At 42.2% G+C, this 19,718-nt stretch carries 14 protein-coding genes and 1 pseudogene; 6 read left to right on the top strand and 9 right to left on the bottom strand.

Annotation, left to right across the window (positions count from 1 at the left end):
• Positions 1 to 119: 119 nt before the first annotated feature.
• From gltB to NST85_RS06810, 3 genes are all read right to left on the bottom strand, one after another.
• Positions 120 to 4,715, bottom strand: a complete 4,596-nt coding sequence (gene gltB, locus NST85_RS06820) for a glutamate synthase large subunit (protein ID WP_341188919.1) — start codon at positions 4,713 to 4,715, stop codon at positions 120 to 122.
• Positions 4,716 to 4,949: 234 nt separating this feature from the next.
• Complete coding sequence (locus tag NST85_RS06815) at positions 4,950 to 7,133, bottom strand: YhgE/Pip domain-containing protein (RefSeq protein ID WP_341188918.1); 2,184 nt, start codon at positions 7,131 to 7,133, stop codon at positions 4,950 to 4,952.
• Between the two features lie 81 nt (positions 7,134 to 7,214).
• Entirely contained in the window at positions 7,215 to 7,793 is a 579-nt protein-coding gene (locus NST85_RS06810; RefSeq protein WP_127192059.1) for a TetR/AcrR family transcriptional regulator, read from the bottom strand.
• A gap of 333 nt (positions 7,794 to 8,126) precedes the next feature.
• Between NST85_RS06810 and NST85_RS06805 the strand changes: the two genes are divergently transcribed.
• A complete protein-coding gene (locus NST85_RS06805) occupies positions 8,127 to 9,302 on the top strand; it encodes an MGDG synthase family glycosyltransferase (RefSeq protein WP_341188917.1) in 1,176 nt (391 codons plus the stop codon).
• A 174-nt stretch (positions 9,303 to 9,476) separates the two neighbouring features.
• Positions 9,477 to 11,171 carry a methyl-accepting chemotaxis protein gene (locus NST85_RS06800; protein WP_341188916.1) on the top strand — a complete coding sequence of 565 codons (1,695 nt, stop codon included), beginning with the start codon at positions 9,477 to 9,479 and terminating at the stop codon, positions 11,169 to 11,171.
• 65 nt (positions 11,172 to 11,236) lie between these two features.
• On the opposite strand, the gene NST85_RS06795 is transcribed toward NST85_RS06800, so the two are convergent.
• From NST85_RS06795 to tatA, 3 genes are all read right to left on the bottom strand, one after another.
• Positions 11,237 to 11,701 (bottom strand): Dps family protein, encoded by a 465-nt coding sequence (locus tag NST85_RS06795; protein ID WP_127192062.1) that lies wholly within the window; start codon positions 11,699 to 11,701, stop codon positions 11,237 to 11,239.
• Between the two features lie 254 nt (positions 11,702 to 11,955).
• Positions 11,956 to 12,336 (bottom strand): DivIVA domain-containing protein, encoded by a 381-nt coding sequence (locus NST85_RS06790; protein ID WP_307394556.1) that lies wholly within the window; start codon positions 12,334 to 12,336, stop codon positions 11,956 to 11,958.
• A 183-nt stretch (positions 12,337 to 12,519) separates the two neighbouring features.
• On the bottom strand, positions 12,520 to 12,717 hold the full coding sequence (gene tatA, locus NST85_RS06785) for a twin-arginine translocase TatA/TatE family subunit (RefSeq protein ID WP_127192064.1): 198 nt from the start codon (positions 12,715 to 12,717) through the stop codon (positions 12,520 to 12,522).
• Between the two features lie 145 nt (positions 12,718 to 12,862).
• On the opposite strand from tatA, the gene ytaF reads away from it, so the two are divergent.
• Positions 12,863 to 13,480, top strand: coding sequence for a sporulation membrane protein YtaF (gene ytaF / locus NST85_RS06780; protein WP_127192065.1), 618 nt, complete (start codon positions 12,863 to 12,865; stop codon positions 13,478 to 13,480).
• Positions 13,481 to 13,519: 39 nt separating this feature from the next.
• On the opposite strand, the pseudogene NST85_RS06775 reads toward ytaF, so the two are convergent.
• Positions 13,520 to 13,603 (bottom strand): annotated as a pseudogene (locus NST85_RS06775) (short-chain dehydrogenase); the annotation flags it as partial.
• Positions 13,604 to 13,700: 97 nt separating this feature from the next.
• Here NST85_RS06775 and NST85_RS06770 point away from each other — a divergent pair.
• Both NST85_RS06770 and NST85_RS06765 read left to right on the top strand, forming a co-directional pair.
• Complete coding sequence (locus NST85_RS06770) at positions 13,701 to 14,642, top strand: hypothetical protein (RefSeq protein WP_341188915.1); 942 nt, start codon at positions 13,701 to 13,703, stop codon at positions 14,640 to 14,642.
• A 77-nt stretch (positions 14,643 to 14,719) separates the two neighbouring features.
• Positions 14,720 to 14,965 (top strand): NHLP leader peptide family RiPP precursor, encoded by a 246-nt coding sequence (locus NST85_RS06765; RefSeq protein ID WP_307394563.1) that lies wholly within the window; start codon positions 14,720 to 14,722, stop codon positions 14,963 to 14,965.
• 55 nt (positions 14,966 to 15,020) lie between these two features.
• Here NST85_RS06765 and NST85_RS06760 read toward each other — a convergent pair whose 3' ends face one another.
• The gene (locus tag NST85_RS06760) at positions 15,021 to 16,919 is read right to left on the bottom strand and encodes an ATP-binding protein (protein WP_341188914.1); all 1,899 of its coding nucleotides are present in this window, start codon (positions 16,917 to 16,919) and stop codon (positions 15,021 to 15,023) included.
• Between the two features lie 368 nt (positions 16,920 to 17,287).
• Here NST85_RS06760 and NST85_RS06755 point away from each other — a divergent pair, with 368 nt between their 5' ends.
• Positions 17,288 to 17,602: a hypothetical protein gene (locus NST85_RS06755; protein ID WP_341188913.1), complete on the top strand. Its 315-nt coding sequence runs from the start codon at positions 17,288 to 17,290 to the stop codon at positions 17,600 to 17,602.
• An 82-nt stretch (positions 17,603 to 17,684) separates the two neighbouring features.
• On the opposite strand, the gene NST85_RS06750 is transcribed toward NST85_RS06755, so the two are convergent.
• The gene (locus NST85_RS06750) at positions 17,685 to 19,667 is read right to left on the bottom strand and encodes a methyl-accepting chemotaxis protein (RefSeq protein WP_341188912.1); all 1,983 of its coding nucleotides are present in this window, start codon (positions 19,665 to 19,667) and stop codon (positions 17,685 to 17,687) included.
• Positions 19,668 to 19,718: the final 51 nt, after the last annotated feature.

Raw genomic sequence — 19,718 nt, 5'->3', positions numbered from 1 at the left:
TATTGAATGCAAATTAAAAAAACGAGCAGTCCTATATCTAAAACGCACAAACCGAAGACACCTCGACCTTATTAAGGGCAGGGTATCTCCGGTTTGTAATTTCTTGTCTATTTATCTGCTTATTTTCCCGAGCAAGCTAATTCCCGAGTACTTGCTTCAAAGGCAGCAAGCAGTGCAGCTTCTCCTTGTAAACCATCGTCCTGAAATTTACGAATTTGCTCTAGCATCACTTTATAGTCCTTAGGAATAACACGTACGAACTTCGGAAGATACTCGTTCCAGTTATCCAACACCTGCTGACCCACTGGACTATCTGTGTAGAGAGTATGACGACTAATTAGTCTTTGAATTTCTTCGGCTTCGGCAGTATCTTGAACTCTCTCCAATAATACCATTTCATGATTGCACCGATTGACTAGCTCACCATCCGTATCTAGTACGTAGGCAATACCACCCGACATGCCGGCAGCAAAGTTACGGCCTGTTCCCCCAAGAACAACCACTACTCCACCGGTCATATACTCGCAGCCATGGTCCCCAACACCTTCAACGACGATGTTCGCACCTGAGTTACGTACCGCAAACCGTTCTCCAGCAATACCACGTACATAAGCCTCGCCACTAGTCGCTCCATAAAACGAAGTGTTACCAACAATAATATTCTCTTCTGCGGCAAACGTTGCATGAACTGAAGGTTTCACGATCACCTTCCCGCCCGACAGTCCTTTACCAGTATAATCATTGGTATCGCCCTCTACAGTAAGTGTCATGCCTTTGGGCACGAATGCACCAAAGCTTAAACCTGCTGATCCTTCGAAAGAGAATTGGATCGTGTCCTCTGGCAAACCTGCTGCGCCGTAGATACGTGTCACTTCACTGCCTAATAGAGTCCCTGTAGCCCGATTCACGTTACAGATCGACAAGTTAGCGCTAACGGCTTCCCCGCGCTCTAATGCAGGCGCAGCTAGATCTAATAACTTTGTAACATCAAGCGTCTCATTCAGTGCATGATTCTGTTGTTGTGTACAATAGCGACTACTTCCTTCACTCTGTACTGGCACATGCAACAGTGGTGTGAGATCTACCCCCTTCTTCTTCCAATGATCAACCGCCTTAACCGCGCTCAAACAATCGGTACGGCCAATCATGTCTTGCAGACTTCGGAACCCGAGTTCAGACATCCATTCACGTAAATCTTCGGCTACAAAGGTCATAAAATTAACCACATGCTGTGGGTCCCCAGCAAAGTTCTTCCGCAGCTCTGGATTCTGCGTTGCCACTCCAACCGGACAAGTATCCAATTGACAGACACGCATCATAATGCAGCCCACTGCTACAAGCGGTGCTGTGGAGAAGCCGTATTCTTCTGCACCAAGTAAAGCAGCAACAGCGATATCACGGCCACTAAGCATTTTACCATCTGTCTCCAGCACGACACGATCACGCAAATTGTTCAACATAAGCGTCTGATGTGTCTCAGCCAGACCTAGTTCCCATGGTAGACCTGCGTGACGGATCGAACTCTGCGGCGAAGCACCCGTACCGCCATCATAACCACTCACGAGAATTACATCTGCACGTCCCTTTGCTACACCAGCTGCGATCGTACCCACTCCAGCTTCAGACACGAGCTTCACGTTGATACGAGCACGCTGATTCGCGTTCTTCAGATCGTAGATTAGTTCAGCTAAGTCTTCAATGGAATAAATGTCATGATGTGGAGGAGGCGATATGAGCCCAACCCCAGGGGTTGACCCACGTACTTCCGCTACCCAAGGATATACCTTTTTACCCGGAAGTTGCCCACCTTCGCCCGGTTTCGCTCCCTGTGCCATCTTGATTTGTATTTCATCTGCATTCACTAAATAGTGCGACGTTACCCCAAATCGCCCTGATGCCACCTGCTTAATAGCACTCCGACGTAAATCCCCATTGCTATCAGGTATAAATCGTGCCGGATCCTCCCCGCCTTCCCCCGTATTGCTCTTGCCACCGATGCGGTTCATCGCGATAGCTATCGTCTCATGTGCTTCCTTACTAATTGAGCCGAAAGACATCGCACCTGTCTTAAAGCGACGCACAATTGAAGCGGCCGATTCTACTTCTTCAATCGGTACTTTTGGGCCCACCGGTTTCAGATCAAGTAAAGAACGTAGAGTTAGATGCTTCTTATCCTCACCCTGTACGAGACTGGCGAATTTCTTGTACAATTCATAATCACCAGTGCGAACGGATTGTTGCAGTAAATGGACGGTTTGTGGATTAAATAAGTGTTCCTCTCCGTCACTTCTCCATTGGAAATTCCCACCGGAATCAAGTACTTTATCATTTCCATCTTTATCTGTGAAAGCTCTGAAGTGATGAGTAAGTGTCTCCTCAGCAACTTCTTCAAGACCAATCCCACCAATGCGGGTTGGGGTCCAAGTGAAGTATTTATCCACGAACGAATCATTGAGACCAACAGCCTCAAATATTTGCGCTCCCCGGTACGATTGAATCGTCGATATCCCCATCTTCGACAATGTTTTGATAACACCCTTGGTCGCGGCTTTGATAAAGTTCTTAATCGCCTTTTCATGTGAAATGCCTTGTAACATTCGCTGCGAAATCATATCGCCCAGTGTCTCAAATGCTAAATAAGGATTCACTGCGCTGACTCCATAGCCTAACAATAGCGCAAAGTGATGAACTTCCCGTGGTTCCCCAGTTTCGAGCAAGATGCTGACTTTGGTTCTTGTCTCTTGAAGAATAAGATGATGATGCAAACTAGATACAGCCAGCAATGCAGGAATAGCAGCATTCTCCATATCCATACCACGATCGGATAAGATTAGAATGTTATGACCATTGGCAATAGCTTGATCCGCCGCTTCACAAAGTGAAGTAATAGCCACCGCAAGCCCTTCTGCTCCTTCATTTGCTGGAAACAAAATCGGAAACGTCATCGAATTAAATCCCGGACGCTGAACATGACGTAGCTTCGCAAAATCTTCATTGGATAAAATAGGACCGTCCAGTGTAATTTGTCGACAACTCTCCGGCTCTGGATTGAGCAGGTTTCGCTCAGGACCTATCGTTGTTATAGTCGAAGTCACAAGTTCCTCCCGAATGGCATCAATAGGAGGGTTCGTTACTTGAGCGAACATTTGCTTGAAATAATTGTAAAGTCTTTGCGGACGATCCGACAATACAGCAAGTGGTGCATCATATCCCATGGATGCTAGACCTTCGACTCCAGTCAACGCCATGGGCTCCAACACTTTACGCAAATCTTCAAAAGTAAATCCAAATGCCATCTGACGACGTACGATATCGTCATGTCCTCCCTGCGGAAGTTCCGGAGCTGCCGGTAGATCCTTCAGTGCAATAAGATGCTCATCAAGCCACTGACGATACGGGTTCTCTCTAGCGATAGAAGTTTTCACCTCTTCATCCGAGATAATCCGTCCTTCTTTGGTGTCTACAAGTAACATACGCCCCGGACGAAGACGGTCTTTATACAGCACATTTTCCGCCGGAATATCGAGTACTCCTACCTCCGAAGACAATACGATCAAATCGTCCTTTGTTACATAATAACGCGCAGGTCGGAGTCCGTTCCGATCTAGAATCGCCCCGATTTGGACCCCATCCGTGAACCCCATAGCCGCAGGCCCGTCCCATGGCTCCATCAGCGAGCTATGATATTCGTAGAACGCTTTTTTATCTTTATCCATATAACTATCCGTACTCCACGGCTCCGGTACCATCATCATAGCGACATGGGGCAGGGAGCGTCCACTAAGGTATAGAAACTCAAATGTATTATCAAACATCGCGGTATCCGAACCGTCCGGATTAATGACAGGTTTGACCTTATCCAGATCATCACCAAAAGCTTCGGTTGCAAACATCGACTGCCGTGCATGCATCCAATTCACATTACCGCGAAGTGTATTAATTTCACCGTTATGAATCATAAACCGATATGGATGTGCTCGTTCCCAACTTGGAAACGTATTTGTGCTGAAACGGGAATGGACCATAGCGATCGCTGATTCTAATTTTTCATCCTGTAAGTCAAGATAGAACTCCCCAACCTGCTCAGTTGTGAGCATGCCTTTGTAGACTACTTTCTGACAAGATAAACTTGATACGTAGAATGAATCTCCTTGATCCGCTCCACCATACCGAATCGTAAGTTCAGCACGACGACGAATCACATACAACTTACGTTCAAAATCGAGATTATTGCTTAGCCCAGCACCGCGGGCAATAAAGACCTGGCTAACGAACGGCTTTGCTTCCTTTGCCGATTTACCGAGCATGTCATCACGTGTTGGAACGGTACGAAAACCGAGCAGGTGTTGCCCTTCCTCCTCAATAATCTTAGCGAGTTGTGCTTCCTGTACTTTGCGGATAGTCTCATCCTGTGGCAGAAATAACATCCCTACTCCATACTCTCCTGGCCCAGGCAAAGTAAAACCGAGCCCTTTTGTTTCTTCTGCGAAAAACAGATGAGGGATTTGCAGTAATATACCTGCACCGTCGCCTGAATTGGGTTCACTCCCCTGTCCACCGCGGTGCTCCATGTTACTTAACATTGTCAGTGCTTGGCTCACGATCTCATGAGACGCCTCACCTTTAATATGGGCCACAAATCCCATGCCGCATGCGTCTTTTTCAAATGAAGGATTATAAAGTCCCTGTCGTGATGGGTTCACAGTATGTTTCATTTTGAACACTACCTTTCTCTACATCAAATAAATCCGGTTTGCCTTTGTTTTAATTCTAACGGAAAATAGCTCCATAGTTTTTGCACTATTTTCTCTTTCTTTTGCACTAATGGATACAATTTTACGGCGAATTTGTTGACAACTTCACAAGAAACGAAAAAGGCCCGTTCGCTGGCTTTAACACCAGTAAACGGACCTTTCATAATCCTATAACTTTTTTCTTTTCCTTTTTAATTAAGCACTCAATATCGCTTCGTTGCCAACTTCTTCCTCACTACGATCATGACGTAGGAAGTATACCAGTGTTAGTGCTAGGAACAGCAGTCCAAATATCATAAGAATGCCCATGTGACCCCAAGCGACACCGAATTGACCACTCGAGATAACCGCTTTGTACCCACTAACACTATACGTCATTGGTAACCAAGGGTTAAATACTTTCATCCAGTTAGGAATTAGTTCCAGTGGGAACGTACCCGCGCTGGTCGTTAATTGGAAGATTAGCATCAGGATTGCTAAGAACCGTCCTGGATTTTCAAGCCAAGTTACAAGCGCTTGAGTGATAAACATGTAACATAAACTCGTGACGAAAGTGAACAAATAGAAGAGTGGAACACTTTGTACTTCTAGACCTAATACATACAACACCAGAATAGCGGCTAGAATTGATTGAATCAAACTCATCAAACTAAAAGCTAACACTCGGCTAACAAAACGATTCCATCCGGTTGCATCTGCAACAGCAGATCCCCGCATTGGAACTACTAGTGTAGAGATAAGTGCACCTATAAAGAGTCCCAATGATAAGAAATAAGGTGAGAATCCAGTACCGTAGTTCGGTACTTCATCAATTTTATGTTCCTCAATTTCGATCGGTTGAGCGTACATGTTTACAAGTGCATCGGTTTTCTTCACGCTCGAAGTTTTATCCGCAGCTTCGTTCAGCTTAGTAGCCAATTCTCCTGAACCTTCTGTAAGCTTATCCATACCATCTTTCAATTCGCCAGCGCCACTGTCCAATTGTTTAGAACCACTAGCAAGCGTACCTACGCCACCAGATAATTGGTCCATACCATCTTGGATTTGCTGTGCACCAATACTGAGCTTACCAGAACCATCGGCAAGCTTTTTCCCACCAGTTGCAGCTTCTGACAATTTACCATTAAACTGCTTCAATCCAGCTGCAAGTTGCTCTTGTCCTGCTGACACTTGCGTTGCACCTTGTAGCAATTGTTCCTGTCCTTGAGAGAGCTTCTGACTGCCTTGTAGTAATTGCTGTTGTGCACCATTCAAATCTTTGCTGCCTTGCAACAATTGTTGTTGTCCTTGAAGCACTTGTTCACTACCCGTTGCAACCGCTTGGCTCGCTGCCAACAGTTTTTGCACTGCAGGGTTACTTGCAAGCTCTGGACTTGCTTTTGTTAGTTGCTCCAACCCTTGTGCTACTGCTTTGGCACCTTCAGTTACTTTTCCAGTTCCTTGCACTGAAGATTCGAGACCCGCTACTAACTTCTCACTACCCTCGCCAGAAGATTTCAATCCGGCACTAAGTGTATTCGCACCTTCCAAGGAAGATTGCAGACCTGCCTGTAATTGCTTACCGCCAGCACTAGCCTTCACAGCACCATCTTCTAGTTGCAGACCTGCCGCAGTTAACTGATATAACCCACTTGCTAGAGTAGAAGAACCTTTTTGAAGATCTTGAGCTCCTTGGCTTAGTGTACCTGCTCCATCTTTCAATGGAGTAATTCCAGATTCCAGCTTAGTTGTTCCATCAACTAATTTAGCCAAATTCTCTTTCAATTTCAGTGTACCGTCATCGAGTTTCACAGCTCCATCATTGAGTGTGTTGGCCCCGGTTCCTGCATCACCCAATCCACCGGAGATTTCCTCCACTTGATCGAACAAAGTTTCAGTATACGCTTCAGTCACTTTTGCAGAAACTTTGGTTTTGATTTCTTTAACAGCCGTACCACCAATTTGTGAGGCCAAGAAATTATAGCCCTCATTCGGCTCATAAATAAGTTGAGCTGGTTCTGGATTTTCATCCATCAAAGTTGTTGCCTTGGATGAGAAGTTTTCTGGAATAACGATTGTCATATAGTATTCGTTATTCTCCATCCCTTCCGCCGCTTCTTCACGGGTGACAAACCTCCAGGAGAAATCATCACTTTTCTTTAATTCTTCCACAAGGTCATTACCAACTTCGAGTGACTTACCCTCATAGTTAGCGCCCGTATCCTGATTAACAATAGCTACAGGAAGCTCATTCATTTTGCTATATGGATCCCAAAATGCAGTAAGAAACATTCCACTGTACAACACAGGAATAAACAAAACTACAATTATTGGAATAAATACCTTAGGCTTCTTAAAGGAAGCCTTTAAATCACTAAAAAATACCGACAACGATCTCATATGTTTTTCTCTCCTTGTTATAACCAATATATCTGTGATCCTATCACTTTGACGTGCAGGTCCCTTTAGGGCCAGCATCTCTTATTCTGGTGACAATCCGCCTGTTAGAAACATCTTGACGAACTCCTTGATTTGAGCCTCATTTAATGGCTCATGAAGCTTGTTCCAATCTGAAGTCAGTGCAACGTAAAGCTTCATTAAGATAAAAGAAATGACTTTTGGATCAAATGAGCGAATTTCTCCACGTTCTACTGCACGAGAAATTTGACGTTCCAAATAATCAAGAATTGCATTCTCAACCTTCTCCAGTCCTTCTCTTGCCTGCGGTGTGCCAAAATCACGTACTTCTTGAAAAAGCTTGATCAGTAATTCTTGCTCTCTTCTATAGACCAAAAGAGCATCCATACTTTGGTACAAGTTCTCAAAGAACGGTTTATCCTCGTGTACTTCCTGCTCTGATATCCGCTTCATATCCGCGATGATGGAGCGAAGAATTTCATCAAACAATTCCTCTTTATTTGTAAAAAATGTATAGATCGTACCCTTGGCCACATTAGCAATTCTTGCCACTTGGTCCATCGTCGTCGCTTTGTAGCCGAACAGGGCGAACGATTTCTCCGCCGCTTCGATGACTAGTTTCCGGCGATCTACCACAGCCATCTTATGCACCCCCTTTTCTTCCCTCTTCTTAAACATTAAATGACTAAAATACGATTTCGGTCATTTGGTCATAGCTCACTTTAACATTTTCATGAATGTAATGCAAGCATATTTCAAGAATTTTCATCTTTTTTCATTACATTAAACATTCCCCGACTAAAGTCCAGCAAAGGACCCGCCCGCAGGCTCTTACATGATCGTTATAAAAAAACTAAACTAGCAATACAGATATATAAGCGTGCCGATTATCATAGTTAGTTCAAATATGATGTAATTATAGGCTGACCGATCCACAGCGTGATCGGATAAAATTTGAAGTAGGTGATCAAAGCTATGACTAAAAAACGAGTACTTATCTTATCAGAAGGCTTCGGTAGTGGACATACTCAAGCTGGATATGCTCTAGCTGCTGGACTTAAGAAACTAAATCCACAGATCAAGACGAAAGTGCTGGAACTTGGTTCCTTTCTTAATCCCACAGTAGCACCTTTGATTCTGTCAGCTTACAAACTCACCATTAATACAAGCCCCGCCTTGGTAGGTTTACTCTATCGAAAGCAATATAAGAAACCATTGGGACGTCTCTCCACCTTAGCCCTTCATAAAATGTTCTACCATCATGCAGCTCAGGTAATTCGGCAGCTGAGACCCGACCTTATTATATGTACACATCCTATTCCTAATACGATCATCTCAAGACTCAAAGCGGCCGGACTCAATGTTCCATTATGTACTCTTATTACCGACTATGATGCACATGGTTCATGGATTACTCCAGAAGTCGAACATTATCTTGTTTCTACATTAGAGGTGCGTGATTTGCTAATCGGACGCGGAATAAGCCCAGAAGCCATTCAGGTGACCGGCATTCCCGTTCATCCGGAGTTCTGGAACATTCAGAACAAACAATCCGCAAGAGCAGAGCTTGGAATCAAAGATATGCCGACCGCTCTCATTATGGGTGGTGGATGGGGGCTACTCTTCAAGGAGGAGTTCATCAATCGACTCAGTTCCTGGAGAGATAGCGTTCAACTTGTATTCTGCATGGGGAGTAACGAGAAACTAGTTGCAAAACTACAGAAGCATCCCGCTCTTCGGCATCATAATATTACTGTGATGGGACACACATGTGAAATTAGCAAATGGATGGACGCCTCCGACTTGCTAATTACCAAACCCGGAGGGATGACCTGTACAGAGGCTCTCGCAAAGGGAATACCGATGCTGTTCTATGAAACTATCCCTGGGCAGGAAGAGAAGAATCGCGAATATTTTGTCAGTAAAGGTTATGGGGAGGTTCTCGCCTCAGGCGATATTCTAGACAAATGGCTTAAATCCATTTCAAATGAAGTTTCACGAAGAGAGTATTCCAAAAAAACGTCTCAGCTTCATCCCCTTTATAAACCTGAACGTTGTGCCATGGATGTTATGGAATTATTGCACTCTTCACTTGCTACAGTTCAGGTAGACAGACGTGCCTTAGGAATTGCCGGACTTAGAGCGAATTAATATGTGACCCCAAAAAGAGGCTATTGATCAACAATCCCCCATTCTTTTAATTAATACTTAAAATCTGTGATTTAAATCTCAATCACCGATGACACTTTAGAATTATAATGTAAGTTAGGTCTCAGGACTTAATTTCATACAATTCTATATAGAAAGATTTGGGGGAAACCAATTATGGGGTTTGCAAAAAAAATTACCGCAACCGTTATCGGAATTCTTATGCTTGTCGGTGCGCTAATCGGTGTATTCAGCTATCAAACAGCACAACGTCAAGTTTATGAATCCGTAGGGATTGAAGTGGTGGGTTGTGCAAATATCACTACAGGGCTCGTAACTCCGAGTGACATTGAGAAGTTGGCAGCAGGTGACTCCTCCGATCTCGCTAAGATTGAAGAACAACTGAACTGGACAGTTGATCATAAATCACTATTCAAGGAAGTGTTCATTCTCTCGCTTGACGGAAAAATTCTGGCTGCCGACCAACATTTGAAGCAACGTGGTTACAGCGCTGGACAAGCATTCTATTTCGATCAAGCCGATAAAGATATGATCACCACTATGAAACACACGGTTTATTCTAAGGTATATACATATGATGGAGTTGACCTCTTAACTGGTTATGGCCCCATTTATAAGGACCATGATCCAAATAAAGAAATCATCGCTCTTATGGCCATTAATTTTGATGCTTCCATTATTCATGATCGGACTTGGGAGATTATTACCTTGCCCTTCATTATTGGAGCTATCGTATTCCTTATTGCAGCCATCGTCCTCTACTTCCTCATTCATTGGATGATTCGTCCAATCGAGAAATTATCCACCCAAGTGAATCAGGTAGCAAAAGGTGATCTGACTGTGCAACCATTATCGCTGAATAGTAAGGATGAGGTCGGCAGGTTGGCACGCGATTTCGGGAATATGACAGTCAATCTTCGGGAACTAATTACGGAAGTTAATGATATGTCACTTCAGGTTTCCTCATCATCGCAACAATTATCTGCAAGCACGATGCAAACAGGTAAAGCGAGTGAACAAACTGCATTAATTACGCAAGAACTTGCCCAAGGTGCAGAGCAACAACTGCGTAGTTTGGAAGAAGGCTCCAAAGCATTACAAGAGATGGCACAGTTCATTACCCAAATCGCCCAGAACGCCCAGAATGTCTCCCAAGCAGCGCAGACTTCCTCATCTGCTTCGCAGCAAGGTAGCCACTCTATCAAACTTACGGTAGAGCAAATGAGTACAATGGAAGAAAAAATTCTTTTGCTCTCTAATAACGTTCAAGAACTGAGTAGCCATTCAAAGGAAATCCAAAGTATTCTTGATATCATAACCGGAATCTCAGCTGAAACTCATTTACTTGCCATCAACGCTGCAATTGAAGCGGCACATGCAGGTGAACAAGGTAGTGGCTTTGCTGTTGTAGCTTCCTCTGTCCGCAAGCTAGCGGAACGATCCACAGAATCGGCGAAGCAAATCGCTACACTGATTGATTTCACATTAAATAAAATGGAACAAACGAGTGATACGATGGATGAAGCTGCTAAAGAAGTCGCCCATGGTACACAACTGGTGCGTAGCGTAGGTGAATCCCTAACTGAAATCGAAAGTTCATCAGAGTATACTGCCAAAGCAATCAACAAATTATCAGGCACCGTTCGGCATTTATCTACCAACTCAGAGCTATTGGTACAATCGATAGAGAAGATCGTCGAAGTAGCGAATGAAACAACTGATAACGCTCAAAGCATGTCTGCAGCTTCAGAAGAACAATTAGCCTCTATGCAGGAAGTAGATGCATCCGCTAGTTTCCTTTCCAGTCTGTCTGACAAGCTTCAGACTCTTATCGAACGATTCAAGGTATAACCCCCCTGTTATTAGATAAAAAAAACGCCTCTTATCCATTGGATAAGGGGCATTTCATCATTAACTTATTTACTTGAGTAAGCATTCAACATCCATCTGTGCTTGTCTAATGCCGTTAGCATGCCCAACAGTAAGTCTGCAGAACCTTCGTCCTCTGCTTCTACTGCTGCTTCCATTCCTTGCTTAAGTTCTTCACTTATCGTTTCAAAATCAGCAATAACAGCAGCTACCATCTCTTCAGCACTTTCCTTGCCGTTTGCTTCTTTGATGGTTGCGATAGCCAAAGATTCTTTCAGTGTAGCAATCGGAGATCCTCCAATTGCAAGCAACCGCTCAGCAATTTCATCTAAATAACCAGTAGTTTCATTATACAATTCTTCAAATTTTTCATGTAGTGTAAAGAATTTAGCACCTTTTACATACCAGTGGAAGCTATGAAGTTTAGTGTAGAGCACCGTTAAGTTTGCGATCTGCAGATTCAATTTCCCTTGAAGTACTTGTTCACCTTGAGTTAGAATTTGATTTGCCATTTCTTGTTCCTCCATTCACCAATGTAATATACAGTTTGTCTAGAAAGCTTCAGAATTTAAATATTTTAAATTTAGACTAGATCTAAATCTTGTTAATATAATAGCACTTAACCTGCCCATAAGCAATCCCATATCACTGAAATGCAGTTTTTGTATCCTATGTTAAGTAAAGTTTGTGCCTTTTAATGACCTATTATTCAAAAAAACGAAAAAACCGACGCATAATCGCACCGGTTCCTCCCTTGTAATCAAATTCAGATCTGCTCGCGGATATGAAGCTTAAATTGCTCCAAACTCCGTTCGATTTGCCGAAGTCCATCTTCAACAATTCGACGATTTACAACATTCTCTGTTTCGAGTTTGGGCAGTCGGGCAAGGGACTTCTTCTCCTCTTCCCAATAGGCTTGACGACGCTGGATCTCTTTGTATTTATCCAGAAGATCCGTAATAATATCGTAGAAGCGCTCGTAATCGACGATAACATCATCGAGGAAGCGGTCAACTTCTTCCTTCTCATACCCTCGCATTTTCACATCGAAATCCTTCTCATGAATGCCTAGTGCATTTAACTTGATTCCGAGTTGTTTAAACAGACCTTTCTGGTCCTCCAGTTTTCGTGAATAATCATCTTGCATTGGTATCCCTCCGTACATAAGCTTACACCTGGTTATTAGTAATCCCGTTTATAATGTAACATATTCATAACCGTTTATCGATATTCGGCAGTTCATGAAGTAAATCCATCATCCTTGTTGTCATGGATCTTAACACAAAAAGGACGCCAGCTTCTGGCGCCTGCATGCAAGGATTATTTAAGTCTACTTACTATCCTCAACCGCTTTAATTTCCTGCGGTTTCTCTTCTTCCACATAATCACCACGGGCACCTTTTTTGAACTCTTTCAACATCGTGCCGAAGCTACGCCCGAGTTCAGGTAATTTGCTAGGACCAAATAACAGGAGCGCAGCAATTACCAACAACAGCAAATGTGTCGGTCGCAACAAATTTTCAAGCACATTTATCACTCCTTAGGTATATCTTAGTAAAAATTATACTACTTTTTACAGAATAAAGGGAAATATTTCTTATAAATTTAACCGAAACCAAAACAAACTTCTGGGCATATGCTGTTTCATCAAGCTATGCAAAGGGGAGAACATCATGAATTCTTACAATCTGTGGGCTATTATTGCCATCGGGTTGGCCTCCAACCTAGATAATGCAGGGGTCGGAATTGCATATGGGGTCCGAAAAATTCGTATTCCGTGGTATTCCAATTTAGCTATTTCCATCATTTCACTTCTTGCCACTTTAACTTCAGGTTTATTCGGGACTTGGATTTCCTCTTATATCGATCCCTGGATTGGCCAATTCATCGGAACGGTTGTCATCGTCGGGGTCGGGATTTGGGTACTGTTACAACCACTCACAGAAAAGAAAAAATCGCAGAAGGATGGCGATAGCGATACAAATGCGTTTACCCGCTTGCTCCGCAATCCTGAAGAAGCAGATAAAGACAGTTCCAAATCCATCAGTTTAACGGAATCTATACTGCTAGGTACCGCGCTGGCTATGAATGCATTGGCCGGTGGATTCAATGCGGGCATTACCCAGCTAGACATATGGTATACATCGCTATCTGTCGGGATTTTCAGTTTTCTATTACTATTATTATGTGCAGGATTTGGCGAGAAATATGCGGCTGAGAAGTTTGGTAATACCGCTACCGTTATATCAGGTTTACTGCTTATCGTAATCGGAATTAATCAAATGTTCTAATCTAATCCTGAACTCGCCAGATGAATGGCGGTTGTCTATAACTATCGATTTACCAAAGCCAGTCCCCCGGTCAATCCCAATATTCGTGGTAACCGCTCCGGGGTGAAGGCAATTGGCTGTAACTCAAGCTTTGTCAATATGATTGAATACCTATTTCATACAGTCTAATCTATAATATACATGTAAAGATAAAATATAATTAGAATAGGAGATATTTAATATGCAGTGGCTCTCCAACTATGAAGGAGAACTAGGACAAGCATTTACAAAAGCTGAACATATATTGTCCGCGCTACCCGATACCTTTAGCGGGCCTGCCCTAGAATACCTTGATAAGTTCCATGTATTAAAGGAAGATCGTTCGAAAAATTACATATGTTATCTTCTACCGTTCTGGTTACACGATAACTCCGGTGTTAGTATCCATGACTGTGAGAATTTTGCTGTAGCTAATATATTTGGAATGATGTATTACCATCTCATTGATGAGTTGATGGACGATCCGAGTTCACAATCTCCCCTACATCTTCCGCTTGCCAATTTCATTCAATATGAATTCATACAGAGTTATAGTAACTATTTCCCTTCAAACTCCCCGTTCTGGAGCTATTATAAGAAATACGTTACTGAATGGGCGGAAGCTGTGACGCATGAGCAACTTCGAGATTACTTTCAGGACAACCCGATAGCAATTGCCCACAAAGCAGCCCCTGTTAAACTATCTATCGTCAGCTCACTGTTATTAATAGAACGCAATGATAATCATAAGCTAATTCCACTCTTGGAGGATGCAGTAAATACGGTATTAATTACGCTTCAAATGCTGGATGATTGGGAAGATTGGGAGAAAGATTTACAGGAGGGCAGTTATAACTGTCTAATCTCCATGGTTCAGAATAACCTAGAGCTTAGAGGCGAACGGAGGCCAAACCCAGAGGAAATTAGACAAGCGCTGACTGCCTCGGATCTTCTATTGCAGTATGCGCAACGGGCCGAAACACATCATGAATCCCTTGAGGCGATACGGTCATATTCTCCGCATCTTTACGAATTTCATGACTTCCTATGCAAGAATCTACAGCAGGCTGCTAGGCAGTTGGAAAAAGAGCGAAGTTTGTTATATCAAGGCGGATTAGCGTATTGGTTATCTAAAAATACCTAAATATTCTAGATTTTTGACATTTTTCATGTTATACTTAATTCGGTAAATATTACATTATATTGCGAAAGGGTGATTTTATGACATCAGGAGCTTCCCTTCAAACACAAGTTATTCAAAAGGCTTGGCAAGATCCCAGTTTCAAAGCAAAGCTGTTATCTGAACCAAAGGCGGCAATCCAGGAGGCACTGGGCGTAATTCTCCCGGACCATATCGAAATTAGAGCGGTGGAAGAGAATTCTAATGAATTCTATATTGTCCTTCCTCCGAATCCATCCGGCGTTATTACAGCAGATGTGAAACCGAATGCAGTCTGGGGAGTATAAACCTCAATTTTAAAAAGTTCAGGGTAGGAACAGAAGTATTACTTTCGGAATTCCTTTAGACCTTCTTGGCTGATGGAAACCGAATGGTGACTTCCGTTCCTACCCCCTTTTTGCTTGTAAATGTAATTTTTCCATTCATGACCTCGATAATCCGAAAAGTAACCATTAAGCCTAATCCAGTTCCCTTTGTCTTATTGGAAAAATAAGGTTCTCCTAGACGAGTTAAAACCTCTTCATCCATTCCCTCACCGTTGTCTTTAATATGAATGCATACTTGATCCTTCTCTTCGTATGCCCAGAATACAATTTCTCCTTCACCGCTAAGCGCTTCAATGCTATTCTTAATAATGTTAACAAAAGCTTGCTTAAACTTCGATGAGTTTCCCAGTATATATAGTTCATTAGGGATACTGACAGTTATTCTACCACCTTGTAAGTTGGCCATCGGCACCAGAATCCCCTCAATATGAATGAATTCTTCCAATATATCCAATGTTGTCACATTGCCTGCTTCCGGTTTGGCAAAGGTGAGAAAATCCGTAATAATACCTGAAGCACGATCCAATTCTTCTAACGCCATATTCAAATAAACCTTTTCAGACTTCTTTTCTTGCTTCTCAGCCAAAAGTTGAATAAAACCTCGGGTTACCTGTAAAGGGTTTCGCACCTCGTGTGCAACCGAAGCCGCTAACTCACTGATGATTTCCATTTTTTCCGATCGTTGAAGCTCGTTATTGAATACTTCTAATTGTTTGGAATACTCCACCACTTGTAAATGAGTTCTGGCAAACTTTCGCCCCAGTATAATCATTAATGAAATTAAAAAGCTGATTACTCCCCACTTCCAGAGGAATAACTCATAATAACCCGACCTGGAATAAAACCATGTCAGTTCTGAAACACTTAACACCGTAAAAATCATAAAACCGGTGGTAAAAATAACAGCATCACGATTGCCCTTTATTGCGTAAATTATCGAAATACTAATCAATATAACGAACTGAATAATCATAATGAATCCCAATAAGTCAGCTGTAAAAAGGCTGTACAAGGAATAGTACTTATATCCTGACCATTCATTTATAATCATTAACACAAAGCAAAATAGAGAATAAACAACTTGGAATTTACGATATCTTTTTATGATAGAGAAATAACCATTTCCAAAAACACTCTCAAAAAAATAAGTAAAGGAAGGTAATAGGATAAATAAAGCACTATCAAATAATATTACAAACAACCTGCCTGAATCTTCATACCATGAATATAATAAAGGTGAATATGTCGCCACTATTAAGCCGCTAGACATAATCAAGGCACACAATGAGATCCAGCTTGACATGTGCTCGGTATGTAAGAATAACGAGCAAATAATCATAACGATCGCTATAAATATAAGTGCTGAACCTAATATTAGATCTGTAAGATTGCTACTGATAAAAGAATGCTCGAGATTATAGTAATCACCAACTCGAATTTGATCCTGAATACCCACTCTATGTTTAGATTGAATACCAACATAAAGCTTTGTATCATCCAACTTGGGGTTTATTGGAACTAGGATTCTATTTATTTCGTAATTATAATTTCGTCTGGACTCATAAATAATATTATCCCCATGCTTAACAACAACATGGTATCCATATATTTTCTCAAAAAGCACGGCCTGAGTACTAGAATTTAGCAGGGGAAGTTCTAGCTCGACCCACTGGGATGATTCCTTATTAGGTTTTAGGGATTGGGATGCTCCCAAGGTATAACTTTTCCACCCATCCAGATCCTCTAGTTGTTTTTTGCTAATATTTGTATCTAGTTGATCTGTCCAAACAATTTTTAACTGGTTAATTTTTGTTTCATTCGGATTCTCACGCTCAGAACCCTTCAAAAAAAAACTAGAAAAAATTATGGCTAACAATGCAACGAGGATAACCATGCCTTTATAAATGACTTTCATTACAGCACCCCTGCTAATAAAATAACAAAATGACAGCTACTCCATCACGACAATACAATTATATAATAACATTTCAATAATTTGGCAATTATATTATTCTATCATAATATGTAACATCGTTATTTTACCGTTATTAACTCACTAACGCTATCCATAGTTTTACAGTCTTAGTCCTTTATACATATATGCAACTTAATTCACAATAAAAAGTCATGATTATAGGATCATATCTTTTAAATCAACCCTATGTATTTACAATTTTTGTACCTGATCAAGTGCGTCGATTGAACTGCGGCTTTTGGGGTAAACTCCAAATAGGAACATTTGAAGTATATGCCTAATTCTGACACAGGAGGACAGAAACCATAATGGATGAGTTCAAGACAGCTGCTGACTATGAATATGAGCGATACGAAATATTGAAGGGATATCGTCCTGAGAATGACATTCCAGACGCCGATCTGTTACCACATGATACCCGAATTACACAAGGTATTAGCGAGGAGAGCGGACCCACCCATATCGCTTCTAGTGATAATAATCAATGGGTAGAACTTCAAGATGTACCTGATGCAGATGAGATCGAGATGAATACCCCAATTGACCCAGCAGCTCCCGATACAGAAGCTTTACATGGCACAGATTTGCTGAACGGTTATAGTGGTGACGATACGAATAGTTAAAGCATCATGTATAAACATAAAGAGAACCCTGGCAAAGTTAACAAATCTGCCAGGGTTCTCAAGTGTTAGAATAAGATTTTATTTAGTCTTTATATATTTTGAAGCGTCCCACCAATTGTTGTAATTGCTCTGCCAGACTACTAAGGTCCGTTGATGAGGAAGCGATTTCTTCTACAGACGCTAGTTGTTCCTCAGCCGCCGCAGATATGGTCTCCGTTGAACTTGCCGCCTCCTGCGAGAGACTACGAATGTGATGGATTGCCTGGGTTACAGTACTAGCTTCATCTGTCACATCATGCATTGCATCCGACGCCGATTGTATCACCTTGGCAGCACCGACTACGGATTCAGATATAAGTTTAAAGGAGCTTCCTGAAGTATCCACTGCTTCTATGCCCTGCGTAACTTTGTCTTTTACATCTTCCATCGTGTCTACAGCCTGCTTCATCTCTGTCTGAATATGTCCGATCAATTCCTTGATCTGATTTGCCGACTGAGCTGATCCTTCAGCAAGCTTACGGACTTCAGAGGCAACAATAGCAAATCCTCTACCCTGTTCCCCAGCTCTCGCTGCTTCAATTGAGGCGTTTAATGCCAACAAATTGGTCTGTTGCGAAATACCTGCCATGACACTAACAATTCCATCAATATGTTCGGCACGCCGATTCAACGACAGGATTACAGATGCAAGTTCTTCAACTGTCTGGTTAACACTTCGAATTTTCTCCTCCGTACTTGCAACCGCTGCAATACCATGATCAGCAGCATCTGTCGTCTGTGACATCGTCTTTGTTACCTCAAACATATGACCGGAGATATTCTCGACCTTGCGGGTCATAGAATCAATGGTCTTCATGCCTCCCTCAACGCTTTGCAGTTGTTGCTCGCTCCCCGTTGCTACTTCCTGTATAGCTACAGTTACATGCTCTATCGCCTTCGTCGTTTGTTCCGCCCCCGCCGAGAGCTCCTCCGCTGAAGAAGATACATTATCCGTCATCTCTCGGACACTTCCAACCATATTACGTAAATTATCGACCATGAGTTGAAAGTTATTCGCTAAATCACCAATCTCGTCTTGTCGGAAGTTATCTAACCGTTTGGTTAAGTCTCCCTCACTTAAAACGGCTGTTGCATCTTTCAATCTTCGAAGTGGTACGGTTACAGAACGGACATTAAAGAAGATCAATATCCCTGCTGCCAATATGGAGATAACGACGACAATAATCGCCGTATTTCGGATACCAACGGTCTTGCTTAGCACTTCATCTTGATTTAAACTACCGCCAATTCTCCAATTAGTTACCTCATTCTTCATGAATGCCATCTTATAATTGTTACCTTGATAAGTATAATTGAGTTCTCCAAGATCACTCGCGAACATCTCTTGGACGAAATTGTCTGTAGATTCCTCACCTATGTTACCACTAGGATTAACCAAGAATTTCTTACTATTATCTAAGATTGTAATATATCCATCTTGTCCAACCTTCATGTTTGTCATTTTCGTCAGAGCTGCTAGATCCAAGTTAAGTGAAATGACCCCATTGCCATCCGGAAGAACTTGTGAGATGGAGACAGCCATATTTCCATCGACCGAAAGAAACGACGGAGAAACAATCGGGCTTGTCCCTTGCTTAAAGGCCAGCGTATACCAATCTCTCTTTCGTGGATCATAATCAGAAGCCAGAGCATCATCTAGAGAACGCACGATTTTCCCATTGCTGGTTCCGATATACATATCAAGAACATCACTATGAACAGCCTTATATTCCTTAAACTTATCCTTTATCTCTCGCCCGTTTTCAGCTACCTCTTTATCGACAGCTTCTGAAGTAAATAACTTTGCATAATAAGAAATATCTAATAATTTATTCTCGATAGCTTGTGTAATGATCACATCGGCAGAATCTACACTTTCCAGTGCACTAGCCATCAATTCATCCTCAACGCGGTTACTTGCCACGGAATAGGTAATGGAAGCGATAATGATACTAGGAACCAACAGTACGATCAAATATGAAGCGATCATCCGGGTTCTAATTGAGCTTATTGTTTTTTTTCTCATACGTTCACTCCTCGAATCTACAGTATGTCAGCAAAAATATATACTTTATAT

It is taken from the genome of Paenibacillus sp. FSL K6-2524 (genome assembly GCF_038005525.1).
GTDB classification, from domain to species: Bacteria; Bacillota; Bacilli; order Paenibacillales; family Paenibacillaceae; genus Fontibacillus; species Fontibacillus anaericanus.
This window is presented reverse-complemented; position numbering and strand designations above follow the sequence as displayed.